The organism is Deinococcus radiophilus (genome assembly GCF_020889625.1).
Lineage (GTDB): Bacteria > Deinococcota > Deinococci > Deinococcales > Deinococcaceae > Deinococcus > Deinococcus radiophilus.
Genome location: NZ_CP086380.1, coordinates 1,114,832 through 1,138,981, shown reverse-complemented (window position 1 = coordinate 1,138,981; position 24,150 = coordinate 1,114,832). Strand labels below are relative to the sequence as shown.

Genomic DNA, 24,150 nt, shown 5'->3' with positions numbered 1-24,150 from the left:
TTGCATGGATGATTGACCGCTACCTGACCCCTGAAATGAAAACCCTCTGGTCCGAGGCCAACCGCTACCGGGCCTGGCTGAAGGTGGAACTCAGCGCCATGCAGGCGCAGGCCGAGGCGGGCGAGGTGCCCCGCGAAGCCTACGACACCCTGATTCGGAAATCCCAAGCCGACCCACTGGATCAGGCCTTCGCCGACAAGGTGGCAGAAATCGAAGCGGTCACCCGGCACGACATCGTGGCCTTTACCCGCGCCCTGACCGAGCGCTACGGTGAGGAAGCCCGCTTCATCCACCACGGCCTGACCTCCACCGACGTGGTCGACACGGCCCAGAACCTGCTGCTGGACGAAGCGCTGGGCCTCATCATCGCGGAAACCCAGGCCATGCGGGATGTGTGCCGGGATCAGGCCGTCGCCCACAAGCACACACCCACGGTAGGCCGTACCCACGGTATCCACGCCGAACCGATGACTTTTGGGCTCAAGTTCCTGAACTGGATGTCGGCACTGGACCGTGATCTGGAGCGGCTGGAAGCAGCCAGGCGGCGAATTCAGGTGGTGATGCTCAGCGGCAGTGTGGGCACCTTTGCACACGTTAGCCCGGAGATTGAGGAGGCGGTCGCCGCCGCGTGGGGTTGGCAGCCTGCCGCCGTGACCAACCAGACCCTGGCCCGTGACCGCCACGCCGAGCTGATGACCACCCTGGCCATTCTGGGGACCACCATCGAGAAAATCGCGGTGGAAGTACGTCACCTGCAACGCTCCGAGGTGCGTGAGGCGATGGAACCGTTCGGCAAAGGGCAGACGGGCAGCTCCTCTATGCCGCACAAGAAAAACCCGATCTTGACCGAGAATGTGACCGGCCTGGCCCGCTTGCTGCGCGGCAATGCCATGACCGCTCTGGAAAATGTGGCCCTGTGGCACGAGCGCGACATCTCGCACTCCAGCGCCGAGCGAATTATCCTGCCGGATTCCACCGCCGCCGCCAGCTATGCCCTGCGCCGCTTGACCGGGGTGCTGCGTGATCTGGTGGTCTTCCCGGACCGGATGCTGAAGAACCTGAACGACCTGGGTGGCCTGGTGTTCAGCCAGCGCGTGCTGCACGCCCTGATTGACGAAAAGGGCATGATGCGCGAGGACGCCTACGCCATCGTGCAGCGCAGTGCCCTGCGGTCCTGGGAAACGGGCGAGGGACTCCGTGACCTGCTGGCCGCCGACCCAGAAAGCCCGCTGAGTACCGAGGAGCTGGATGCGGCCTTTGACCTGGCCTGGTATCTGCGGCATGTGGACGCGATCTACGCCCGTTTTGGCCTGTAATGGCGTGCCGAAGACGAGCGGGAAGGGGCGCGGGGCGTATCTTATCTCCTATATCTTTTGCTCTTCACCCTCATATAAGGAATCCAAATGACCCAATCTGAACCCACTTCCACACCTAGCGCCGACCAATTATTTATCACCACGGCCATTGATTACGCCAACGGTGTGCCGCACATCGGACACGTCTTCGAGAAGATTCTGGCCGACGCCATCGCCCGCTATCAGCGCTTGGCGGGCCGCCCGACCAGTCTGCTGCTGGGCACCGATGAGCACGGCGAAAAGATCATGAAAGCTGCGGCTGCCCAGGGTGTGACCCCGCAGGAGTTGGTGGACGACCTCTCGCAGCGGGCCTTTCAGGGTCTCTGGGAGCGTCTGGGCATCAGCCTGGACGAGTTCGTGCGGACCACTGATGCGCCGCACCAGGCGTTCGTGCAGCAGATTCTCCAGCGAGTGTATGACGCAGGCGACATCTACTACGCCGAGTACGAGGGGCTGTACTCGGTAGGCGCCGAGCGCTATGTCACCGAAAAGGAACTGGCCGAAGGCCTGGATGGTGTGCGGCGTTTTCCCGGCGACAAGGACCCGCCCGAACTGCGCCGCGAGGCCAACTATTTCTTCAAGATGGAGAAGTATCAGCCCTGGTTGCGTGAGTACCTGCAGGTTCACCCGGACCTGATTCAGCCGGCTGGCTTCCGCAACGAAGTCATGGAAATGCTGCGCGAGCCGCTGGGCGACCTGAGCATTTCACGGCCCAAGGAGAGGATTTCCTGGGGCGTGCCGATTCCCTGGGATGAGGGCCATGTCACCTACGTGTGGTTCGACGCTCTGCTGGCTTACCTGTCGGGTCAGGTGAACGCCGGACATCCCGAAAGCGTCAGCGGGCAGACCTGGCACGTGATCGGCAAGGACATTCTCAAGCCGCACGCGATTTTCTGGCCTACCATGCTGCGCTCGGCTGGGCTGCCGGTGTATGACCGACTGGTGGTCCACAGTCATATTCTGGCGGCTGATGGGCGCAAGATGGGCAAGTCGCTGGGCAACGCGATTGACCCCGAAGCGCTGGTGGCCGACTATCCGCTTGATTCGGTGCGCTACAGCCTGCTGCGCGAGGCGAGCATGGGCAGCGACACGCCTTACGGCGAAGCCATTCTGATCAGCCGCCACAACGGCGAACTGGCCAATGACCTGGGCAACCTGCTGGCCCGCAGTCTCAGCATGATCGAGAAGTACCGCGGTGGCGTGATTCCCGCAGCAGGCGACCTGTTAGGGCGCGAAGAAGGGCTGATACGTGACGCCAAAGCGCTGCCCGGCGAGGTGCTGCGGCTGGTGGGTGACTTCCGCCTGAACATGGCCCTGGACGCCGCCATGAATTTCGTGCGCGACCTGAACCGCTACATCGCCGAGAGTGAGCCCTGGAAGCTGGCCAAGGACGAAGCGCAGTCAGGCCGCCTGGATACCGTGCTGTATACCGTGGCCGAGGGCCTGCGGGTGGCGAGTGTGGCGCTGGAAGCGGCCATGCCCGGCAAGATGCAGGAACTGCGCCGTCAGCTGGGCCTGGGCGATCAGGCGTACGTCCTCGAAAGTGCCTGGGCCCTGACCCCCGCCGGAACCCAGATTCGGGCCGGAGAAGTGCTGTTCCCCAAACTGGAAGTTCCCGAAAAACCAGCCGTACCCCAAGGAGAAGCTCCCGTGACCGACACCCCTTCACAGACCGCCCCGAGCCAGCCCGCCGCTTCTCAGCCTGTCGCTGCGCCTGCTCCCACCGAAGCTGCGACCGAAACCGCGCAGGACATCACCATCGACGACTTCCTGAAAGTGGATCTGCGTCTGGCCGAAGTGCTGGCCTGCGAGCCACTGGAAAATGCCGACAAACTGCTCAAGTTCACCCTGAAAGTAGGAGGCGAGGAACGCACCATCCTCAGCGGCATCCGCCGATGGTTCCCCGAACCCGCCGAACTGGTCGGTAAGCGTGTGGTGATCGTGGCCAACCTGGCCCCCCGCCGGATGCGCGGCATCCTGAGCCAGGGCATGATTCTCAGCGCTGAGGATGACGCGGGCAACCTGGACATGCTGACGGTGCAGCGCGATCTGCCAGGCGGCACCAAGGTCCGCTGACCGTCGCCAATCGGCTGAATAAGCAAGGCCGCTGGGGGAGAGTCCCTGGCGGCCTTTTTTGAGGACAGATCATACGCATTCCGTCTGTTTCGTTTACTGCCGGGGAAAGCGTTCGACAGTAAACTCCACGTCCGGAACCCGTATTTTTTCTTACTCCCGTTGGCCTTGGATGATTCGTTGCTCTTTATCATTCATCCGGAACTCGTATCAGGCCTGAAAGCCGTCTATCTGCCGCTGCACTTCGGCATAGAACTGCGCGATGTGCCAGCCGTCGCAGGCGGCATGATTGGCCCGCACGGACAGCGGCAGCCACAGCCGCCCGGCCCGCTCCCGGTACTGGCCTGCGGTGAACACAGGCAACAGATAGTTCTCTTCGCCCGCGAATGTCAGCTGGAAGCCAGTAAATCCCAGCCAGGGCACGATGGAGATATTGACCGCGTGGGCGGGCGGCGGGCCTTTGGGGTAAAAGTCGGGTGCCTTCGCCTGGGCCTGGGTGTCGGCCTGGAAGCGGGATAGAAACTCCGGAAAAGAATCGCCCAGCTCGGTCCACAGCACGGCGAAGGTTTCGCTCTCAGGGCGAAAGACGGTGTAGGTGGGGATCACCTTCTCCCAGCAGCCGGGTTGCCCATTCTGAAGGGTCATTCTCAGGGCGGGGAGGGTGTTCACCGTCTGGCAGATGACGTAGATCAGGGCTGGCGCAAAGGTGACCCCGGCGGCCTTCAGCGCAGTCACGTCTACCTCGGCGGTGACGTTGAAGGTGCAGGGGTTGGCCTGGTAGTGCCGAAAAGTGGCGGCGCGGGGCCAGGTACAGAGGTCAATGGGAACGAAGGTCATGCCCGTAGCTTAAGAGAGCGGCGCTGGCTGGGGCATCGGTCAGACGGCGTATTGCCTTTTGCTCCAGCATCTTTCAGCGTACATACCGCCGCCCCGGATAGTTGGCGTAGACGCCGATGCCAAAGGCCACGCTACGCACACTGTCCATGACCGCCTGGTGGCCCCAGGCCAGTCCCGCCGAGCTGCCGCCGTCCAGCAGCAGGGCATTCTGTGCGCCCAGCTGCCGCATGACCTTGGCCATTTCGGTGGTGGTCAGCCGGGACTGGGTGCTGACCAGAAACAGGTCACGGTTGCCGCTCAGCCCCACTGCCGAGCGGGCCGCCCGCCCGAACACGGCAGGGTCGCGGAAGGCGGGGTCATGGCGCTGGCGAATCTGCCCGCCCACCAGAATGCGCGGCCCTGAGGCCACCACCGTTTCCATACCGCGCCAGGCCTGGGCACTGGCTGCTCCTGTGCCCCCGGTGATCGCAGCGCGGTTGTCGGGGGTAATCGCCAGCGCCGCGGGAATGCGTCCCCAGCTGATCAGCTGCCCGCTGCGGACCAGGTCGCCCGCCGGGGCGTAAGTCTGCGGATGAAAATAAGACCCGTTGATGACCGCGTCTGCGCCGCTTTGGCGGGCCAGCGTGCTGACGCGGGCGCTGCGGCTACCCTGCGGCAAGACTGGAGCTACCAGCACGTTGCGGTGCCGCAGGTCCACCCGCACCACTTGCACCGGGATTCCTAGTGGCCTGCGACTATGCAGCGAGACGGGCGGAGCCACCGGAGCGGGGGCCACCGGAACTGGTACGCGCTTGGGAACGCGCAGGCGCTGCCCTGGGTAGACGCTGGCCGAACGCAGATAATTCACGTCCAGCAGGTCGCCAGTAGTGGTGCGGTACTGCTGCGCCAACGACTTGAGGGTCTGCCCAGGCTGGACGGTGATGTAACCGTACACCACCTGCACCTCCTGACCGGTGGGCAGGGCCGCAGGGAGAGGACGCACTGGGATGCGTAGCCGCTGGCCCGCCAGCAGGGCGTCACCGCTCAGGCCATTGGCGCGGCGAATGTCGCCCACGCTGATGCCCGCCCGCCGAGCAATGGCGCTTAGCGTGTCGCCGCGCCGGACGGTGTATGGATTGGTCGGCACACCCGCCGCGTTTACTGACGCGTGGGCAGGGCTGCTGCCGCTCAGGCGCAATTGCTGTCCGGCCCGAATGGCATTGCCCGTTAGCCCATTGATGGCCCGCAACTGCTCCACACTGACGCCGTGCCGCTGAGAGAGACTCCACAGCGAGTCGCCAGGCTGCACGGTGACGGTTTGAGCCTGCCCCGCAGCCAGCAGCGAAAGGGTCAGCAGGCTGGGAAAAAGGCTGGGTCGAAAAAGACGCGGAAAGGTATGGGTAAAACTCGGCACCTGCATGGCTTTATCCTCGCTGTGTCTCATGAGGAAAGCCTGTCAGGGACAGGCAAAAGTCTAGGCTCCCGCCGAATTGCCCGGCAGCACCGCCACTCGTCCGACCATATAGACACAGCCGTACAGAAACAGCGTAATCACTGGCAGCAGCTTGAGGCCCCAGCGGTTATCGACCCAGCGGCCCCGCAGCAGGCCTTCCAGGGCCAGCAAGCTGAGCAGCGTAAAGCCGCTGTACATCCAGTGCTCCATGTCGCGCACGGGGTCAGCAGGTAAGCAGTAACGGGTCAGATGAGCCACGCGCCCGCACAAGTCCTGTTGCACCTCGGCGGGGGCCGCCACCGAGCTGGGCACTTTGCCGCCGCCTACCGCCATGATGATGCCAGTAACGGCAGGCAGCAGGGTCAGCACCCAGGTCAGCCGCAGCCAACCCAGGAACCCAGCGCCCACCTGGCCCTTGAAAGCCGGAGCCAGGCTCCAGATGAACAGAATCAGGGTGGCCAGGGCCAGTGGAGTAGGGAAGAGCAGCGCCCAGCTGCCCGGAAAGGTATAGCCATGAAGGGCCTGCAGAAATTCGGTCACTCGGAGTCCTCGTAGCCTTTGAAATGGATTTCGGTTTTGGGCGGCAGGAAGGTGCCGGGCCGCAGCGGTGGCTGCTCGCCACTTTCGCCGCGCACCCTGGGACGCTGTAGCCGCAACCGGGCCGGAATGTCGGCGATCAGCACCCGGCCTCCTACCAGCGTGACCCGCAGGCCGCGCAGCGATGGAGCCTTGCACGCTTCGCCCAGGTCGGTCACGCCGCCCGGCAGACCCAGGTGGTGCTCGGCGTAGCGCCCCACCACCTTGAGGGTGTCGCCCGCGTCGGCGGTCAGGTGCAGCGGCAGGCCCAGGCCGCTCAGTTCGCCCAGCGGGGGCGTCTTGGCGCGGCTGGATTCCGCCATCTGCAGTCCCAGCAGCGTCCCCGGACGGACCACGTCGCCAAGACCGAGGAGGCGGGTGCCCTGCGATACTTCCAGATCGGCGGGGGCCCGTAACACCCGCAGTCCGGCGCGGTGCCGCTCAACCCTTAGGCCGCTGAGGTGCGGTACACCAGCCACTTGTCCCACATCAAACGCTCCCGTGCTGGGAGCATTGACCGTCCCCATCCGGCCATCGGTCCCGAACAGGCACAGGAAGCGATCATCGGAGTATTCCAGCCCTTCGATGGTGGGGACGTCCTGATCGAAGGCGGGCGTGCCGGCGGCCACGGGGGTCACGGGCTGGGCCTGTGAAACGGTGACGTGCCGGGGACGCTCCTCGGCCTGGGTGCCAGCGCGGGCGCGTTCGGCCAGTGGAGAGGGAGCGGGTTTAGGCGCAGGTCGGCGCTTGAGTCCCGCCAGGCCAGCCGGTTTCTGCGGCCCCGGTTGGCCCCGGTTTTGACGCAGCAGCCACAGGCCAGCCGCAGCCAGAGCCAGGCCCAGCAGCAGGGGCCACAGCTCAGCCAGACTGAGGGCGGGTGCAGCGTCGGTGTCTGAGTCTGGGGCATCGGTTGCGGGCGCAGCGGGGCTGCCAGCTGGCGCAGTCGTTCCCGGGTCCACCTCGGCAATGCCAGGACGTGTGTCGGCTGCCGGGGCGACCAGCCCTTCACTGCGCCCGGCCGCTCCGGTGATCTCTCCCAGCGACAGGGCGCGGCCATCTGGGAGCAGCCAGTTCAGCGGCACGGTCTGTCCGTCCGGCAGGCCCGTGTTGGTCAGGCGCACACCCAAGTGACGTCCACCCGGTTCATACAGCCGTTCGACCGCCAGGCCTTCACTGGGCGATGTGTTGAAGCCTGAACGCAGAATGATGTCCGGGGTCAGGCTGCTCAGGGCATCCTGGCTCAGGCTGTAGCGCAGCGTGACTGTCTCGCCGGGGCGCAGGGTCCGGTCCGCGCCAGGATTCAGTAAGCGCAGACCAGCGGTGCCCGGCAGCTCAAAGCGCAGCAGCACCTTTTGCAAACGGCCTGCACTTTGCTGGGTGCCGCCCAGACCAGCAGTGTCAGCGCACAGCAGCCCCGGTGTGCCGCTAGGCACCTCGCCCAGCACGCGCAGCGGAACCCGTCCGCCCTGCACCTGGTCCGCTTCCAGGCTGACTTGGCTCAGGCCGGGCAGCAGTGGGACGTGCAACTGGACAGGCGTGCCGTCAGGCAGGTTGAGCGGCAGTGAACTGCCTGCTTGCACCCGCTGCACCCGGTTGCCCAGTTGGGTCAGGTCGGGCACCTGGCCCACCGGGTAGGTCCGCCCCTCGGCGTAGCTGTCTTGGGCCAGCGCCTGCGCCGCCTCGGCGGGAATCTCCGTGCCCAGCGCCAGATAGTGAAACGAGTCCAGCGGCCCCCGCGCCGCGTAAGCCGACACAGCCTGCGCTGCACTGACCTGCTGGGACGGATCATTGTCCACGCCGTCGGTCAGCACGAACACGTTGGTCAGCTGGGTCGGCTGGGCGCTCAGGCTGCCCAGCGCCTCGCCCACCGAGCGGTACAGGTGGGTGTTGTTGCCGTTGGCCTGGAGCGCCTGCATATCCTGTTCAAACTGCGCCCGGTCTGCCGGCAGTGTGTAGCTCTGGCGTGACTTCAGACCGCTGTTGAAGGTGAATACCTCCACCTGAGTAGGTTGGTGCGCCGTGACATACCTCAGCACCGCAGCTTTGACCTGTTCAAAGATGTCTGCCTTGCCGTCTCCCAGCCCGACCATGCTGCCGGAAGTATCCAGCACAAAGACGGCCCGCATGCTGTCGGGGAGGGCAGCGGGCGCGGCGGCGTTGCTGTCCGGGGCAGCACTGGGGACGCTGGGCAAAGCGCAGCGGGCGTCTGCGGGGCCAGGAGTGTCGGTGCCTGCGGAGAGTTCACCTCTGGGAGCCGCGCAACCAGCCAGCAGCAGCAGCAGGCCAAGGCGGATCAGCGGAGTGGGATAAGCCATGTGTCTGTCCATTCTGCCCCGAAGGGACCGGGTCTGAAAAGGGCCGTGCAGAAATGCACAGGCAGCCGACCTAATTCTGCTATGTACATAATACGCCAGACGGGTTTAGAGTCTGACCCGAACACTGTGCTAGAATAGAGCAGCTGACCACCGGAGCGGCCCCAGGCTGGGGGCTGCAGTGGTCTCCCGATTCCGTCGGCTCATCTGGCGCCCCGCTGGCCTCATTGGGCCTTCGCCGCGCCCCCTTATTTCTGACTTCCGCCGCTGATCTGGCAAAATGAACTGTTCTGGGTGGTGGCCCGAGGCTGCCCCCACTGGGAGGACTATGACCAACGCGAACAACTACACCGCTGATTCCATCAGTATTCTCAAAGGTCTGGAAGCCGTCCGCAAACGCCCCGGCATGTATGTGCAGGGCGGCACCGGCATTGACGGCTACCACCAGCTGCTCACCGAAATTATCGATAATGCCATTGATGAGGGTCTGGCCGGCTTTGCCGACGAGATCACCGTGACCATGCACGCCGACGGCAGTGCCACCGTGACTGACAATGGACGCGGGATTCCTGTGGACATCATGAAGTCCGAAGGCCGCCCCGCCATCGAAGTCATCTTTACCGAGTTGCACGCCGGCGGTAAGTTCGGCCAGGGCGCCTACAAGGTGTCGGGCGGTCTGCACGGCGTGGGCAGCAGTGTCGTGAACGCGCTGAGCACTTACCTGGATGTCACGGTGAATAAGGGCGGTCAACTGCACCACGTCCGCTTTGAAAAAGGCGAAGTGGTCACGCCGCTGGAAGTGCTGGGCAAGACGCCCAAGGACGTAACCTACTCCTCCAGCGTCAGCTTTCACCCTGACCCTGAGGTGTTCAGGGAGTTCCACAACCAGTTCGACTACGAGCGCATTCGCCGCCGCCTGCGCGAACTGGCTTACCTGACCGGCCTGAAAATCGTGCTGCGCGACGAGCGCACCGAACTGCACGCGGGCGAGGTCCGCGAGGAGACTTTCTTCGAGCAGGGCGGCATCGCCAACTTTGCCGAGTCGCTCGTGTCGGACGCGGGCAAGCTGCTGTACGACCAAGCCATCGTGATGCGTGGCACGCACGGCGAAGTGGAAGTGGAAGTGGCGTTTATTCACGCCAACACCTATTCCAGCGACAACATCCTGACCTACGCCAACATGATTCGCACCCGTGACGGCGGCACTCCGCTGACCGGCTTCAAGACGGCGTACACCCGGATCCTGAACAAATACGCCAAGGACAAGAACCTGGTCAAGAGCGGTAACCCCGCCCCCAGCGGTGACGACCTGCTCGAAGGCATCTACTGCGTGATCAGCGTGAAGCTGGGTGACCCGCAGTTCGAGTCCCAGGCCAAGGTCAAGCTGCTGAACTCCGAGGCGCAAACTGCGGTGAATGCCATCGTGGGTGAAAAGTTCTCTGAATTTCTGGAGGAAAATCCCAAGGTCGGCAAAACCATCGTGGAAAAAGCCGCCGAAGCCGCCCGCGCCCGCGAAGCGGCCCGCAAGGCCCGCGACATCGTGCGCCGCTCCAATCCGCTGGAAAACGACGACCTGCCCGGCAAGCTGGCCGACTGCTCCTCGCAGGGCCCCGCCGAATCCGAGCTGTTTATCGTGGAAGGGAACTCAGCCGGTGGCAGCGCCAAGAGCGGCCGTGAGCGCCGCTTCCAGGCGATTTTGCCCCTGCGCGGCAAGATTCTGAACGTCGAAAAAGCCGAGCTGAACAAGAGCCTCAAGAACGCCGAAATTCGCAGCATGATCGCGGCGATCGGGGCCGGGGTGGACGGCAGCGGCGACCAACTGCGCTTCGATGTCGAGCAGCTGCGTTACCACAAGGTGATCATCATGACCGACGCCGACATGGACGGCGGGCACATCACCACGCTACTGCTGACCTTTTTCTTCCGCTACATGAAGCCGGTCGTAGAGCACGGTCACCTGTATATCGCCCAGCCGCCGCTGTACCGCATCATGGTGGGCCGCAGCAAGACCGGCGAGTACCTCTACTCCGACGAGGAACTGCGCGCCAAGGTGAATGAAGCCAACAAAGCCGGCAAGAAGTTCGAGATTCAGCGCTTTAAGGGCCTGGGTGAGATGAACGCCGACCAGCTGTGGGACACCACCATGAACCCCGAAACGCGGGTGCTCAAGCAAGTCACCATCGAAGACCTGCTGGCCGCCAACGAAACTTTCGAGGACCTGATGGGCAGCGATGTGCAGCCGCGCAAGGTGTTTATCCAGGAAAACGCCCGCTTCGCTGATATTACGGTGTGAGTCGGATCTAAGGGTTTGAAAGCCGGGAGGAGAATGCCAGAGTGGCAGTTTCCTCCCGGCCTTTTTGGTCTGGTGATATCCCCGTTCTTAGCCTTTTTCCGTCAGCAGCCGCTCGACACTCGCCCGCACGCTCTCATGGTCGTCGCCGCGTAGACGTTCGACCTCGGCCCACTCTCCCCACTGCGCCAGCGCCCAGGCGGCGGCCTCGCGGACTTCCCAGGCAGGGTCCTCTGCCCCTGCCCCCAGCAGCGGCCAGCCGTGGGGGTCGCGCAGGTTGCCCAGCACGTTCAGCGCGTTGCGGGCCATGCCCTTGCGGCGCGGGCGCAGCAGGGCACTGCCGGCCCACTCGCGCGTGAATCGCCGCTCCGATACCCCAAAAAATCGGCTCAGGTCTGGGTACACAAACTCGGCGTGGGGCTGAAAGAGGCGGGCCAGTGGGCCAGCCTTTTCGCTCCAGGGACAGACCCTGCAGCAGATATCGCAGCCGAACAGCCAGTCGCCCAGTGCAGTGCGGTGTTCCCAGGGCAGCGGCCCCCGGTGCTCAATGGTAAGGTAACTCAGGCAGCGATTCGCATCGATTTTGCGGTCCGGGCCGATCGCGCCGGTGGGACAGCTCAGGCCGCAGCGAAAGCAGCGCCCGCAGCGGTCCGGGTGACCCGTGTCTTCACCCTGCGGCTCCAGATCGGTCAGCAGCACGGCCAGCGTGAAAAAGGCTCCCAACTCGGTACTGACCAGCATGCCGCTCTTGCTGCGCCAGCCCAGCGCTGCTTGGGCGCCGAGCAGCCGCTCCATCACGGGGCCGTGGTCCACATAACCTTTGGCCCGCACGCCCAGTGCCGCCGCCTCGCCCTCCAGCCGTTCCAGGACAGGCTGTAACTGATCGTGATAGTCGGTGGTCCAGGCGTAGCGGGCCACCCGCCCCAGCCGGATGCCGCCCGCCGGCTGCGGCGGAGCCGGGTAAGCGTGAGAGATGCCCAGCACCAAGACCCGTCCAGCGCCAGGCAGCGATGTCCCCAAGTCGGCGCGGCGCGGCAGTTGTCGTTCCAGATAGTCCATCCGGGCGTGGCGTCCTGCACGCAGCCAGACTGCATATTCTTCTACCGCGCTGCTCGGGATATCCGCATCAGCCCAGGCCACAGCGTCGGCGCCTAGCTCCAGGGCCAGATCAGCTAGGGTCTGGGCAGCGTCCGACATGCGGGGCCGAGTGTAGCGCGTGACGCACGGCGCAATTGGTTATTCGATTTCCAGGATCATCGGATGCGCCAGCCCGGCCCGTTTGGCGGCCCCCCATGCGGCTTTTGCGTCGCCCAGTTCTATGGCGGCCATGAAGTCGGCGCGTGCACTGAGCGTGACCAGTACCCAGAAGTCACCCCAGACCTGTACCCCAAAGGCCTGGCTCATCATCTCGGCGGCGGTGTCCCAGACCGGTTCCGAGAGGTATTCCAGTGGGGCCACGTAGTGCAGTTCACCGTCGGTGCCGGGGGTGCGGGCCACGTCGCGGGCGTACTGCCGCTTCTCGCGTGTGCTTAGCGACTCCCAGTGGCCCTCCTCGCAGTAACGGGCCGGAAAAGCGCTGAAGGTGTCGCGGCAGCGGGTGGGGCGCGCCGCATACTCGCTGCACTGCCCGGTGGTGCGGTCCAGCAGCGGGCAGTATCCCACTTCCAGGCGGTGGCGGCGTACATAGGTGTCATCGTCGGGAGCCATACGGGCGTTGCCGATGACCTGCCGGGCATGGGCTTCCACAGCCGCCAACTTCTCGGCGCTCAGGGCGTCCCGGACCACCAGCGCTTCGGCGAGGCTCAGGCGAATCGGCATGTTGCAGCAGCCGAAACATCCAGCGCCGCAGAAAATTCGGCCCCCTTCGGCAAAAAATTCATCCATCCAGCGGCTGGCGGCCTGGCCATAGTTGGCGTACGCCTGCTGCACGGCGGCGGTGACGGCCTCGGTCTGAGGAGTGGGGCGGGGGGGGGAAGGGTTCATCTGGTGGGGGGAGCGCCTCTCATTGCCCCTTATACTAAAGCCACTGTGTTCCGATTCAACCGACCGAAAAAAGACGAGGCGCCAGGGGCCAGCGACGAGCGGGTGTTGGTGGCGGCGCAGAACGATCCCACCCGTGTACTGGCTGACTTGCTGGGCAAGCCCAACGTGGAAGGCCTGCTGGAAGGTGCCCTGGAGCACGCCGCGTCCTTGCTGGGCGGCAATGTCAAGGGTTACGCGGTGCTGCGGAAGGGGCAGGACACGGTCAGCGCGGTGCGCGGCTATCCCAAGACCCTGCTGGGCCTCAGCCTGTCGGGTCCCTGGGCGCAGATGCGGCCCCGCCTGCTGGCCGACGGTCCCAAAGAGCTGTATTCCATGAATACCCAGGACGTGGTGCGCCAGTTGGACGCTGCAGGCATGAACGAGGTCAGCACCACCGTGATCGTGCCGCTGGTGGATAAAGGCCGCAATGTGGGCGCCCTGATCTTGGATCAATTCCAGTCGGGCGGAGTGTCGCAGAACCAGCAAGAAGCCCTCAACCGTTGGGGCAGTGCCGTCACGCCGCTGCTGAGTGTATTCGACACCCGCGAAGAGTGGCGTCAGGGATCGCGCCAACTGACCATTGCCCTGGTCGAAGCAGTTGAGAGTCAGGACTTCGACGCGCTGGGTCACGCCCAGCAGGTGGCCGACATCAGCGGTCAGCTGGGCCGTCAGCTGGGCCTGAACGAACGTGAATTGGAGCAACTCTGGTACGGCGCCATTCTGCACGACGTGGGCAAGATCAACGGAGATCAGGGCCATGCCAGCATCGGGGCCAATTTCCTGCATGCCGTCCCGCATCTGGCCGATGCCCAGAAAGCCATTCGGCATCACCACGAGCATTTTGACGGCAGCGGCGAACCTGACAAACTGGTCGGTGAAGATATTCCGCTCTACGCCCGCATTATCGCGGTGGCCAATGCCCTGGTGCATGTCGGTGACGCCGCGCGGCTCAAGGGTCAGGCAGGTAAGAATCTGGACCCCCGCCTGGTCGAACTGGCGCAGAAGCTTCCGCCACGCAGCTGAGTACCACCGTTAAAGAGCGCCGGCCTTTATCTCTGGTCGGCGCTTTGTTGTACATCTGAAACTGGATCAGGATGAGCTGGGCTGCGGTAGATCTACCGTAGATCTACCGGCTCTGGCTGGGGCTGAGGGAGCTGTGGCGCTGAGGGGAGGGCTTCAGTCTGGGTGGCCTGGGCCGCCTTCATGGTCTCCAGGCCCCGCTGCACTTCGCGCATGGAGGAATGCAAAATGCCCATTGCTACAGACATGACCAGCATGCTCGAAAAGCCGTAGCTGACCAGCGGCAGTGGAATGCCCGTGACGGGCAAAAAGCCCACCGCCACGGCCAGGTTGATCATCGCTTGACCCACGATCAGGAACATGCAGCCCACCGCCAGGACCGCTGCGCCGTGGACCGATGGCGTCAGGGGACGCACCTTGGAGGCCAGCTGCGCGATATTCAGCGAGGTGTGCACGATGATCCAGTAAGCAAAAAGTACGGTCAGCACGCCAATCAGGCCCAGGCTGAAGCCGATAGAGGAGATCACCAGGTCGGTGTGGGCTGCGAACAGCGTATAGCGGGGCGCGTCTGGTCCCAGTCCCCACACGCCACCGTTGCTCAGGTCGCGGTGCGCCTTGCCGATCTGGTCTAGGCCCTGTTCCAGCACTTCCGCACGCTCGGTGTGCCCGAAAATGCGTTCCTGAATATAGGGATTGCGCTCCAGGTAAATGCTGATGAACGGCAAGCTGATCATGGTCAGGAACATCAAAAAGGCAGCGATGTTGGTGATCCGCACGCCCGCCGAGTACATCACCACCACGCCCAGGGCAAACGTGAGGACCGCGGTCCCCAGGTCCGGCTCGACCAGGATCAGCAGGGTCGTGATCAGAATCATCAGGCTGGCACTCACCAATTTCTTGTAGACCCCGCGCCGCGCAAAAAACGATGCCAGTTGTAGCACCAGCCCCAGCTTGGCGATCTCGGAAGGCTGAAAGCGGAACGGCCCGCCAAAATCCAGCCAGCGCCGGGTGCCGGTACTTTCGGCCGTGCCCACCCCGATAAACAGCACCAGCACCAGCATCACCAGGGAACTCAGCCAGACCCAGATGCCCAGTTGCATAAACGCCTTGGGGCGAAACTGCGCGACCAGTACGGTGATTATCAGGGCAACGACAGCCTTGAGGCCGTGATCCAGCGCCTCTTCGGGTGCGCCCGCAGCGACGCCGACCAGCCCCAGCACCAGCAGCAGAATCTGGGCGATCAACAGGGGCAGGTTCATCCGGCGCAGCATCATGCTGGCGTCTCCTGTAGGTCTGCAGCACTTGAAGGGGCTAAACGCTCCTCCACCGCCTGCCGGAAGGCCGCTCCCCGCTCTTGGTAGTTGGCGAACAAGTCAAACGACGTGCCGATGGGTGCCAGCAGCACGCTGCCCTGGCCTTCAGGTAAATATCGTAGGGCTTCGGTGACCGCGTCCTGCATAGCTTGTGCGCCCTGACCCGCCTGCATGGGAATAACGGTGTAGGGAAGTCCCAACTCGGCAGCGAAGCGTGGGCCATCCTCACCGAAGGCCACCACGTGACGCACGCGCCCCTGAGCGGCCCCGCGCAGTGGGGCCAGTTCCGCGCCCTTGTCGCGGCCACCCACCAGCCAGACCACTGGGGCAGGGGCTTGTTCCAGGGCCGAGCGCACCGCAATGGTCCGGGTAGCGATGGAATCCTCGATCAAGCGGATACCTCCCAGCCGTCCCACTTCTTCAAAACGGCCCCGGATCGGTTGGGCCTGACGTAAGCCCTGGGCCAGTGTACCTACCAGATCAGGCTGTGTACGGCCCAAATGGTGCAGGGTAGCCTCTGCCGCCAAGACCGCTGCTGCTGCGTTGGCCGGGTGAATACCGGTGGGCAACTCAGACGCGTCTAGCACGGGGGTGCCGCCCGCCAGCGTAATCTGGCCGGGCACGAAATGCCGTGCGCCCGCGTATTTCCGGAGTGCCGCCAGATGACCCCCGCCAGGGGCCTCCAGTGGCGGCAGCACCAGCACGTCACCAGGCTGCTGACCGTCCATGATGTGCAGCTTGGCGGCGTGATACTCCGGCACGGTGAGGTGCCGGTCCAGGTGATCCACCCCCAGGTTGGTGATGACCGCGACCGGAAAGCGGGTTCCTGCGGTGCGCTCCAGCTGAAAGCTGCTCAGCTCTACCACCGCCACCTCGCAGCGGTCCACGATGTCCAGCAGCGGCGGGTCTATATTGCCGCCCTCCAGCGCATCGACCCCGGCGGCCCGCAGCAGCTGCGCGGTCAGGGTGGTGGTGCCGCCCTTGCCCGCCGTACCGGTCACGCCCACCAGAGTCACTTCCGGTCGCATACGTGCCGCCAGGGCCACCTCACCGATGATCTCGGCACCATTGGCCTGCAGGGCCAACAGGTCAGGGTGATCAATCGGTACGCCAGGCGCGGCGATCACCGTGCGGTAGGGGCGGGCTACGCCGCCGCGCTGGAAGCCGAGCTGTTCCATCAGCGTCAGGTCTTCAGGCTGTGGGCGGGCGTCCAGCCAGTGGGCCTGCTCGCCCTGGGCCGCCAGGAAGCGGGCGGCGCCCCGGCCACTGCGGCCCAGGCCGTAGACCAGCCAAGGCGGGCAGCTGGGAGAATGGGGGTTGATCCGGTCGGTCACGCCGACCATGCTACGCGTTTTTGTCTGAGGAGGGTGCAGTTTCCCCAGGGCCAGATGTAGTGCAGAAAGCGGGCAGACGACCCATCCGGTCAGGGAGCGTGATTAAGGCACCCTGATTGGGCCTTCTGGCAAGATAGAGAACATGTCTGCCCCCACCATTCGCGTCATCAATCTGCTGCCAGCTGCTTTTGCCGTTCTGGCGGCCATCTTGGCCATCAACTTCTTCGGGCAGGTCACCACCCCGCTGCTGGCTATTATTCTGGCCGTCATTTTGGCGTCGGCGCTCAATCCAGTGGCCCGCTTCTTTGAGCGCTGGATGTCGCGTGCACTGGCGGCCTCGCTCACCGTCTTGCTGTTGCTGGGCGGCTTGGTGGGCCTGGGCTGGCTGGCCATTCCGCCGATTGCCGGACAGCTCACTGGGTTGGTCGGCAACTTGCCTAGTACCCTAGAGGGTGCGCAGGCCCAGCTGGAAACGCTCGCGCAGCGTTATCCGCAGCTGGAACAGTTCGTGCAGCCTGAACAGTTCCAGAATTTTCAGGCCCAGTTGACCGAGTGGCTGAGTTCGTCGGTAGGTTCCATCTTGCAGTGGGCCGCAGGTGCGGTGGGGCTGTTGTTTACTGGCGTGGTCACGCTGGTCATGGTCATTTTCGTGCTGTCCAACCCCACGCCCCTGATTGGCGGCGTGCTGAACGCTTTCCCACCGCAATACCGTCTCCAGGCCACCCGCACGCTAGCGCAGATTCTGGTTCAGATGGGGGCCTGGGGCCGCGCCACCGTAACCATCATGCTGGCGACTGGGGCAATCATGGCTGCTGGACTGTACTTTCTGGGCGTGGAGAACTGGCTGGTCTTCGGCGTGCTGGCCGCACTGGGCGAATTGATCCCCAACATCGGGCCGATTCTGGCGGGCATTCCGCCCGTGCTGTTTGCGGCGATTGACGATCCGCAAAAAGGCCTGTACGTGGCCATCTTCGCCGTCGCCTTTCAGCAACTCGAAAGCTACGTGCTGGCTCCCTTTCTGCTGGGTAGCGCGGGCAAGATGCATCCCCTGTCGGTCACCGTAGGCGTGCTGCTGTTCGGTAGCGTCTTCGGGATCGTCGGCGCTTTCCTGACCGTGCCGTTCTTGATCGTCATCAAGGCGGTGTATGAGAACTTCTACCTGAGCCAGAATGGCCGCACCGAACTGACCGATGACGTGGCCCAGGCGCTGATTCGCGGCGATGTAGGCGAGGAAATCGAGAAAGAGCAGGAGCGTGAGGAAATCCTGAAAGAGGAGCGCGAGAAGGCGGCCAAGGCCCGCCAGGAAGGGCAGGAAGCCGAGCAGGAGAAGCTGTCCCTGCAGGATGTGGAGCGGCTGCTGGGCAGTGAAGGTCAGCCGGCCGATCCGACTGCGGCAGAACGCCCATTGGTGATTGAAGAGCAAGCCCCTCCTCGACGCTCTGGAGACGCTTGAGTGACCAGTGAATGAACGAAGCAGCGGCGCCGAAGAATCCTCGGCGCCGCTGCTTGTTGGGACTAAGGAGCAGCTTCAGCTGAACAGTTCAAACAGTTCGTAAATGGCCCACCCCAGCGCCAGACAGGTCGGAATGGTAAAGATCCAGGCCTGCACGATCCGGCCCGCCACCTGCCACTTGACTTTCTTAAAGCCCTTGGTGGTGCCGACCCCCATAATGGAGCTGGAAATGGTGTGGGTCGTGCTGACCGGAATCCCCAGCGTGGACGCGCCGTCGATAATCAGTGCGGCGCTGGTTTCGGCCACGAAGCCGTCTACGGGCTTGAGGTCCACCACCTTGAAGCCCATCGTCTTGATGATGCGCCAGCCGCCCATGGCGGTGCCGAGGCCCATGGCGATGGCCGCCGAGAGGATGACCCATAGCGGCACAGTCTCGAACTGTGTTCCAAAGTAGGCGCTCAGGGCGAAGGTCATGATGCCCATGGTCTTCTGGGCGTCGTTGCGCCCGTGCGAGTAGGCCATAAAGGCGGCGCTGAGAATCTGCAGCACGCGGAAGTTGCGGGTTACGGCGGCTGGCTTCATCCAGCGGAGAAACAGCCAGGAAATCACCGCCATCAGGATGATCGGGACCGTAAAGCCCAAAATAGGACTATAAAAGAGGCCCTGCAAGGTCTTGATGACGCCCTTGGGGATGATGATGCCCCAGCCGCCTGCGGCAACCCCGGCCCCCACCAGGCTGAAAATGAGTGCGTGGCTGGAGCTGCTGGGCAGGCCCTTCCACCAAGTGAACAGGTTCCAGATGATCGCGCTGACGAGCGCCGCGCCGACCAGTTCTAAAGTGGCGTACTCCTGCGGCACGATATCCGAACTGATGGTCTTGGCGACGGCCGTGCCGGTCAGCGCGCCCACCACGTTCAGGATGGCGGCCATGGCGATGGCCTGCTGGGGGGTCAGAACCCGCGTGGCCACCGAGGTGGCGATGGCATTGGCCGTATCGTGAAAGCCGTTGATAAAGTCGAAAATCAGGGCCAGAGCGATGATGATGATCAGGCCGATCAGAGCAGTTTCCATATTGCCCAGTTCCCTTACGCGTTTTTCAGCAGGATATGCTCGACTGTCTTGGCGACCCGCTTGGCCTGATCGGTGGCATTCTCCAGCAGCTCGATAATTTCACCCGAGCGCATCGCCAGAATCATCTGCGGCACTTCCCTCACACCGTCGTACAGGTGGCGGGCCACATCGTCACCAACGGCGTCGGCTTCGTCTTCCAAACGGCGAATTTCGGCGGCCAGTTGGCGCAGCTGGGGCAGGGCACGGTTGTCTTCAATCAGGGGCAACCCCTGGGCCAGCAGCGCACACTGCCGCTCGGCCACCTGGGCCAGTTGGGCCATCTGTGGCAAGGGTTGCTGAATGCCGTACAGGCTCAGCTTGCGCGCCGCTTCTTCAAGGTCACCCACCAGGTCATTCAGTTCATGGTTCAGTGAAAGGATGTCCTCGCGGTCGAACGGCACGATAAACGACTCGGCCAGCAGGTTGGTCAGATCACCTGAGATCCGGTCACCATCCAGTTCCAGATCACGGATTCGCTGGACCTTGGTTTCGACATCGGTGTAGTTCTCCAGCAGGTCTACCAGAGCCTGCGCAGCCGCATGAGCAATCTGGGCACTTTCGGCAAATTTGGCAGCAAACCGGGGGTTTTGGGGCATGAATTTTGACAACACGTTTCCACTCTCCTCATGGCTCAGTATGTCAGGGGAATGTCAGCTGTGTCATGTGGACAGATGGCGTCAGACATGCAGCGGTTGGTGGGCCAGCAAAAAGGCGGGAAGCACATCGCTCCTCCGCCTCTTTCTCAGTGTTTTTTCGGCCTATAGCCGGTGGGCTGACTTTAGTCGTTGGCGAAGCGCTTGAGCACGTCGCGGCTGATGACCAGGCGCTGCACTTCGTCGGTGCCTTCGCCGATACGGGTCAGGCGGTTATCGCGCCAGAAGCGCTCGACCGGGTACTCCTTGATGTAACCGTAGCCACCCAGCATCTGAATGGCTTCGTCACAGGCTTCCACGCCGACCACTGTGGCGTAATACTTGGCGCGGGCCACGGGGATGGTGAAAGGCTGCCCCGCATCCTTGAGGTCGGCGGCCTTGCGGATCAGCAGACGGGCCGCTTCCAGCTTGGTGTCCATCTCGGCCAGGCGGAAAGCGATGTTCTGGTTGTAGGCCAGCGGCTTGCCGAACTGCTCGCGCTCCAGGGTGTAGCGGGCAGCGTATTCGAAGGCTGCGCGGCCCAGGCCCAGACCCATCGCGCCGATGCCCACACGGCCCCCGTCCAGCACCTTCATCACGTCCTTAAAGGCGTTGCCGCGTTCGCCCAGCAGAGCGTCAGCGGGCAGATGGATATCTTCGAAGATCAGCTGCGCGGTGTCACTGCTCCGCAGGCCCAACTTGTCTTCTTTGCGGCCGATGGAAAAGCCCTCCACCTCGTCGCGGTTGAACACGAACGCGCTGATGCCGTCGTTCTTGCCTTTGCCTTCGCGGGGCGCGTCGGTGCGGGCCAGAATCACGTAGGTGCCGCCCACGCTGCCCTGGGTGATGAAATTCTTCGAGCCGTTCAAAATCCAGCTGCCGTCCGGCTGCTCTTTGGCGTTGGTCTGCAGGCCGGCGCTGTCCGAGCCGCTGCCGGGTTCGGTTAGGCCCTAGGCCCCCAGTTTCTTGGCAGCGGCCAGGTCCGGCAGGAACTTTTGTTTCTGGGCCTCGGTGCCGCCAATCAGGATGTGACCCTGACACAGTGAGTTGTGGCTGGCGACGGTCAGGCACAGGCTGCCGTCTACTACTGCGATTTCCTCAATGATCTGGGCGAAGGTGGCGGTGTCCAGCTCCGAGCCGCCGTAGGCTTCGGGGGTCTGTGCGCCCATAATGCCCATTTCGCCCAACTCGCGGACGAGGTCCATGGGGAACTCGCTGGTCTGATCCCGCTCGGCAGCGCCGGGCTCCACCTTATTTTTCAGGAACTGGCGCAGCGCGGTGATAATGGTGCGCTGATCGTCGTTGAACGGGGTCAGGTTGGGATTGGTGGTCTGGGCAGGCTTGTCTGTGGTTGCAGTCATTATTTTTTCCTCTTAAGGGGTTGAGAGTTGGCGGCTGAGAGCGGAGAAGGCGGGCGTCTAGAGGGCCCGCTGTAAGTTCACACCTGAAATACGCCGACTTTCAGTTCTTCTTGGTGCGGGTTCTGGGCACAGGCTTCGAGGGCGCGGATCAGGCGCTCACGGGTGTCGTTGGGGTCAATAATTTCGTCCACCCACAGCCGTGAAGCGGCGTAACGGGGGTCCAACTCGGTATCGTATTTTGCCTTGACCTGATTGTACATGGCCTGCAATTCCTCATCGTCAGGCTCGTGACCTTGCCGCTTCAGGGCTGCCAGTTGAATGTCCAGCAGGGTTTTGGCCGCGGCGTTGCCGCTCATCACGGCGTACTTGGCGCTGGGCCACGCAAAGAGGAAACGTGGGCTGTAGGCTTTGCCGTTCATGGCGTAGTTCCCGGCCCCAAAAGACCCGCCCGTAATCAGGGTGATTTTGGGCACCACGCTGTTGCTCACGGCGTTCACCAGCTTGGCTCCGCGGCGGATGATGCCTTCTTGTTCGCTGTCGCGGCCCACCATAAAGCCGGTCACGTCGCTGAGGAAGATCAGTGGCACGCCTGCTTGGTTGGCGTCCAGAATGAACCGGGCGGCTTTGTCAGCGCTGTCGCCGTAGATCACGCCGCCCACCTCGATCCGGGTGGTCAGACCTGGGACGCCACCCGCCTTCATTTTCTTCTTGATCACGGTGCGCTGGTTGGCGACGAAGGCTGCCGGAAATCCGCCCAGGCGTGCAAAACCGCAGACGATGGTTTCGCCATACTCTGGCTTGAACTCATGAAATTCGCCGCTGTCCACCAGCGCCCGAATGAGTTCCCGCACGTCGTAGGGGCTAGCACTGTCGAAGCTCACCAGTTCGGTCAGGTCACGCTGTGCGGGAGCCTGAATCTCGGCGGCGGGCGTGCGGCGGCGGGCGAAGGGAGCGGGGTCGCCCTGCGCGTACAGATCGGCCAGCGCGCGGACGCGCCGCAGCGCACTCTCGTCGTCCGGCTCCTTGTAGTCCACCGTGCCGGCAATAGAGGCGTGCATGTCCGCACCGCCCAGGTCTTCGCTGTCTACAACCTGCCCGATGGCCGCCTTGACCAGTGCGGGTCCAGCCAGGTATAGCCCCGACCCTTCGGTCATGATCAGCGTGTCGCACATCACGGGCAGGTAGGCCCCGCCGGCCACGCAATTGCCCATGATGGCAGCGATCTGCGGAATGCCCAGTGCCGACATCCGGGCATTCAGGTAGAAGACTCGCCCGAAGTCGTCCTGGTCAGGGAAAATCTCGTCCTGCATGGGCAGGTATACGCCCGCTGAGTCCACCAGGTACACCACCGGCAGGTGATTTTCCAGCGCGATGGTCTGCGCCCGGATCACCTTTTTGGCCGTGATCGGGAAAAACGCGCCGGCCTTGACGGTGGCGTCGTTGGCGATGATCATCCAGGGACGGCCCCCGATCTGCCCGATGCCGGTCACGGTGCCGCCGCTGGGGCAGCCGCCGACCTCCTCGTACATGCCCCAACCCGCAAAGGTCATCAGTTCGTCGAATTCGCTGCCACCGTCAACCAGTTGGCGAATCCGCTCGCGGGCGGTGAGGCGGTTTTTGTCGTGCTGGCGTTGCTGCGCTTTGGGGCCGCCTCCGGCCCGCATCTGTTCGGCGCTGCGCTGCCAGTCTGCGAGGGCCTGCGGCCAGGATGGGGGCAAAGGCTGCGTGGCCTCTGTGGCTGGGGTGCTGTCTGTCATGTGTAAGCCGAGTGTAGCAAAAGCGTAATGAACAAAGGCCTAGCAGCAATGGGTGTCCGGCGGGCCAAGATTGTGTTGAGCACGCAGTCGGCTGCGCAAACAGATTTGCAGCCTTAGGCCCGCGCTACCCACAGCGGTCCCGCTGGCCCCAGCGTCAGCCCCGGCGCGGGAGTGGCGTCACCGCCCAGGGTCCGCAACAGGGGCAAGGCGGCTAATGTTTCGGTCAGCAGCAGGCCGGCCAGATGCATGCCCAGGCAGATGCGCTCGCCACCGCCATAGGGAAGGTAGGCCCAGGCAGGGGGCTTATGTGACCAGCGCTCAGGCCTGAAGTGGTCCGGCCCGTCCCACAGCCCAGGGTCACGGTGGGTGAGGTAGGTGGAATACAGCGCCAGGGTGCCTGCGGGCAGGGTATGGCCGCGCCACTCCAGACTGCGCCTCAGGCGGCGGCTGCCCATCCAGCCGGGCGGATACAGCCGCAGCACTTCCTTGATGACGGCCCCATGCTGCTCTGGCGTATGCCACTGCGGAGCCTGGGCCAGATGCCAGACCCCGTAAGCCAGTGCATGGGTGGTGGTGTCGTGGGCAGCGGCCAGCGACACGCGCGTGTCTTCCATCCAGCCGGGCTGGCGGATCAGGGTGCTGAGCAGGTCGGGCCTGGGCTCATTCGCCCGCAGGCGACCCAGCCGCAGCAGTTCGCGCCGTACAGCCACGAGTGTGCGGGGATGTGGACGCATTGGTGCCGGAAAGGGGCGGCGCAGTGGTGCCAGGAAACGGTCCAACAGCTCCGCGTCAAACTCGCCACTGAAATAGGCCACGTTCAGCAAGTCGCGCACGGCATGGTCGGCCCAGGCCAGGGCGTCGGTCCGCCCGGCTGGAAAGTCGGGCAGCTTCTGGCGCACGGCAGCGGTCAGCCCCTCTAGGGCGCTGCGCGAGAAGCTGGGGTTCAGGGCGTGCCGCCTAAGAGCATGTTCCGGCGCGTCGGTGACGATCACGCCGCCGTTCAGGTACGGAACCAGACTGGATAGGCTGCCCCGGCTGCGAAAGGTTTCCAGGTCGGTCAGCACGGCGCGGTTCCACTGCGGCGAAAAGCCCACCACAGCACTCAGACCCAGGTTCAGCCCAAACACGTCTAACCCCTCGGTACGGGCCGCTTCTGCCCCGGTGTGCAGCAAAGCGAGCGGTTCGCTGCTCCAGGCTGGCAAGTGGCCCAGCGGCGCGGGCAGGGACGGATGCAGCGGGGGGCGGGGCAGAGGCACCCGCCCAGGCTAGCGTC

At 63.9% G+C, this 24,150-nt stretch carries 17 protein-coding genes and 1 pseudogene; 5 read left to right on the top strand and 13 right to left on the bottom strand.

All coding sequences use genetic code 11. The features are described 5' to 3' along the window. Nucleotides 1-8 precede the first annotated feature (8 nt). Nucleotides 9-1,316, top strand: coding sequence for an adenylosuccinate lyase (gene purB / locus LMT64_RS05770; protein WP_126350870.1), 1,308 nt, complete (start codon nucleotides 9-11; stop codon nucleotides 1,314-1,316). Nucleotides 1,317-1,403: 87 nt separating this feature from the next. Beyond that, nucleotides 1,404-3,431 carry a methionine--tRNA ligase gene (metG, locus tag LMT64_RS05765; protein ID WP_229253067.1) on the top strand — a complete coding sequence of 676 codons (2,028 nt, stop codon included), beginning with the start codon at nucleotides 1,404-1,406 and terminating at the stop codon, nucleotides 3,429-3,431. 207 nt (nucleotides 3,432-3,638) lie between these two features. Here the strand turns inward: metG and LMT64_RS05760 are convergent, their stop codons facing one another. The 4 genes from LMT64_RS05760 to LMT64_RS05745 all read right to left on the bottom strand — a co-directional run bounded on the left by LMT64_RS05760 (nucleotide 3,639) and on the right by LMT64_RS05745 (nucleotide 8,588). Next, nucleotides 3,639-4,265 (bottom strand): CatA-like O-acetyltransferase, encoded by a 627-nt coding sequence (locus tag LMT64_RS05760; RefSeq protein ID WP_126350868.1) that lies wholly within the window; start codon nucleotides 4,263-4,265, stop codon nucleotides 3,639-3,641. Between the two features lie 73 nt (nucleotides 4,266-4,338). Continuing rightward, nucleotides 4,339-5,688 carry a LysM peptidoglycan-binding domain-containing protein gene (locus tag LMT64_RS05755; RefSeq protein WP_126350867.1) on the bottom strand — a complete coding sequence of 450 codons (1,350 nt, stop codon included), beginning with the start codon at nucleotides 5,686-5,688 and terminating at the stop codon, nucleotides 4,339-4,341. A 30-nt stretch (nucleotides 5,689-5,718) separates the two neighbouring features. Beyond that, complete coding sequence (locus LMT64_RS05750) at nucleotides 5,719-6,237, bottom strand: hypothetical protein (RefSeq protein WP_126350866.1); 519 nt, start codon at nucleotides 6,235-6,237, stop codon at nucleotides 5,719-5,721. Beyond that, nucleotides 6,234-8,588, bottom strand: coding sequence for a vWA domain-containing protein (locus tag LMT64_RS05745; protein ID WP_229253066.1), 2,355 nt, complete (start codon nucleotides 8,586-8,588; stop codon nucleotides 6,234-6,236). The genes LMT64_RS05750 and LMT64_RS05745 overlap by 4 nt, the downstream gene beginning before the upstream one ends. 325 nt (nucleotides 8,589-8,913) lie before the next feature. Between LMT64_RS05745 and LMT64_RS05740 the strand changes: the two genes are divergently transcribed. Further along, nucleotides 8,914-10,878: a DNA gyrase subunit B gene (locus LMT64_RS05740; RefSeq protein ID WP_229253065.1), complete on the top strand. Its 1,965-nt coding sequence runs from the start codon at nucleotides 8,914-8,916 to the stop codon at nucleotides 10,876-10,878. Nucleotides 10,879-10,965: 87 nt separating this feature from the next. Here the strand turns inward: LMT64_RS05740 and queG are convergent, their stop codons facing one another. Beyond that, nucleotides 10,966-12,072, bottom strand: coding sequence for a tRNA epoxyqueuosine(34) reductase QueG (gene queG, locus LMT64_RS05735; protein WP_126350863.1), 1,107 nt, complete (start codon nucleotides 12,070-12,072; stop codon nucleotides 10,966-10,968). Between the two features lie 39 nt (nucleotides 12,073-12,111). After that, on the bottom strand, nucleotides 12,112-12,858 hold the full coding sequence (locus LMT64_RS05730) for a YkgJ family cysteine cluster protein (protein WP_126350862.1): 747 nt from the start codon (nucleotides 12,856-12,858) through the stop codon (nucleotides 12,112-12,114). Nucleotides 12,859-12,903: 45 nt separating this feature from the next. Between LMT64_RS05730 and LMT64_RS05725 the strand changes: the two genes are divergently transcribed. Further along, complete coding sequence (locus tag LMT64_RS05725; RefSeq protein ID WP_324295852.1) at nucleotides 12,904-13,920, top strand: HD domain-containing phosphohydrolase; 1,017 nt, start codon at nucleotides 12,904-12,906, stop codon at nucleotides 13,918-13,920. Between the two features lie 92 nt (nucleotides 13,921-14,012). On the opposite strand, the gene LMT64_RS05720 is transcribed toward LMT64_RS05725, so the two are convergent. Continuing rightward, entirely contained in the window at nucleotides 14,013-15,176 is a 1,164-nt protein-coding gene (locus LMT64_RS05720; protein WP_126350861.1) for an FtsW/RodA/SpoVE family cell cycle protein, read from the bottom strand. 11 nt (nucleotides 15,177-15,187) lie between these two features. Next, nucleotides 15,188-16,564 carry a UDP-N-acetylmuramoyl-L-alanine--D-glutamate ligase gene (gene murD, locus LMT64_RS05715; protein ID WP_229253064.1) on the bottom strand — a complete coding sequence of 459 codons (1,377 nt, stop codon included), beginning with the start codon at nucleotides 16,562-16,564 and terminating at the stop codon, nucleotides 15,188-15,190. Nucleotides 16,565-16,706: 142 nt separating this feature from the next. Between murD and LMT64_RS05710 the strand changes: the two genes are divergently transcribed. Then, on the top strand, nucleotides 16,707-18,017 hold the full coding sequence (locus tag LMT64_RS05710; RefSeq protein ID WP_126350859.1) for an AI-2E family transporter: 1,311 nt from the start codon (nucleotides 16,707-16,709) through the stop codon (nucleotides 18,015-18,017). Nucleotides 18,018-18,092: 75 nt separating this feature from the next. Here the strand turns inward: LMT64_RS05710 and LMT64_RS05705 are convergent, their stop codons facing one another. The 5 genes and pseudogenes from LMT64_RS05705 to LMT64_RS05685 all read right to left on the bottom strand — a co-directional run bounded on the left by LMT64_RS05705 (nucleotide 18,093) and on the right by LMT64_RS05685 (nucleotide 24,133). Further along, a complete protein-coding gene (locus LMT64_RS05705) occupies nucleotides 18,093-19,088 on the bottom strand; it encodes an inorganic phosphate transporter (protein ID WP_126350858.1) in 996 nt (331 codons plus the stop codon). A 14-nt stretch (nucleotides 19,089-19,102) separates the two neighbouring features. Then, entirely contained in the window at nucleotides 19,103-19,723 is a 621-nt protein-coding gene (locus tag LMT64_RS05700; RefSeq protein ID WP_126350992.1) for a DUF47 domain-containing protein, read from the bottom strand. Nucleotides 19,724-19,905: 182 nt separating this feature from the next. Next, nucleotides 19,906-21,120: pseudogene (locus LMT64_RS05695) on the bottom strand (acyl-CoA dehydrogenase family protein). Between the two features lie 77 nt (nucleotides 21,121-21,197). Continuing rightward, the gene (locus LMT64_RS05690; RefSeq protein WP_126350856.1) at nucleotides 21,198-22,877 is read right to left on the bottom strand and encodes an acyl-CoA carboxylase subunit beta; all 1,680 of its coding nucleotides are present in this window, start codon (nucleotides 22,875-22,877) and stop codon (nucleotides 21,198-21,200) included. 113 nt (nucleotides 22,878-22,990) lie between these two features. After that, nucleotides 22,991-24,133, bottom strand: coding sequence for a cytochrome P450 (locus LMT64_RS05685; RefSeq protein WP_126350855.1), 1,143 nt, complete (start codon nucleotides 24,131-24,133; stop codon nucleotides 22,991-22,993). Nucleotides 24,134-24,150: the final 17 nt, after the last annotated feature.

What these genes read in the sequence shown, in the direction of transcription:
- purB (WP_126350870.1), top strand. Translation starts at nt 9, where the DNA reads ATGATTGACCGCTACCTGACCCCTGAAATGAAAACCCTCTGGTCCGAG.
- metG (WP_229253067.1), top strand. Translation starts at nt 1,404, where the DNA reads ATGACCCAATCTGAACCCACTTCCACACCTAGCGCCGACCAATTATTT.
- LMT64_RS05760 (WP_126350868.1), bottom strand. Translation starts at nt 4,265, where the DNA reads ATGACCTTCGTTCCCATTGACCTCTGTACCTGGCCCCGCGCCGCCACT.
- LMT64_RS05755 (WP_126350867.1), bottom strand. Translation starts at nt 5,688, where the DNA reads ATGAGACACAGCGAGGATAAAGCCATGCAGGTGCCGAGTTTTACCCAT.
- LMT64_RS05745 (WP_229253066.1), bottom strand. Translation starts at nt 8,588, where the DNA reads ATGGCTTATCCCACTCCGCTGATCCGCCTTGGCCTGCTGCTGCTGCTG.
- LMT64_RS05740 (WP_229253065.1), top strand. Translation starts at nt 8,914, where the DNA reads ATGACCAACGCGAACAACTACACCGCTGATTCCATCAGTATTCTCAAA.
- queG (WP_126350863.1), bottom strand. Translation starts at nt 12,072, where the DNA reads ATGTCGGACGCTGCCCAGACCCTAGCTGATCTGGCCCTGGAGCTAGGC.
- LMT64_RS05730 (WP_126350862.1), bottom strand. Translation starts at nt 12,858, where the DNA reads ATGAACCCTTCCCCCCCCCGCCCCACTCCTCAGACCGAGGCCGTCACC.
- LMT64_RS05720 (WP_126350861.1), bottom strand. Translation starts at nt 15,176, where the DNA reads ATGAACCTGCCCCTGTTGATCGCCCAGATTCTGCTGCTGGTGCTGGGG.
- LMT64_RS05710 (WP_126350859.1), top strand. Translation starts at nt 16,707, where the DNA reads ATGTCTGCCCCCACCATTCGCGTCATCAATCTGCTGCCAGCTGCTTTT.
- LMT64_RS05705 (WP_126350858.1), bottom strand. Translation starts at nt 19,088, where the DNA reads ATGGAAACTGCTCTGATCGGCCTGATCATCATCATCGCTCTGGCCCTG.
- LMT64_RS05700 (WP_126350992.1), bottom strand. Translation starts at nt 19,723, where the DNA reads ATGCCCCAAAACCCCCGGTTTGCTGCCAAATTTGCCGAAAGTGCCCAG.
- LMT64_RS05690 (WP_126350856.1), bottom strand. Translation starts at nt 22,877, where the DNA reads ATGACAGACAGCACCCCAGCCACAGAGGCCACGCAGCCTTTGCCCCCA.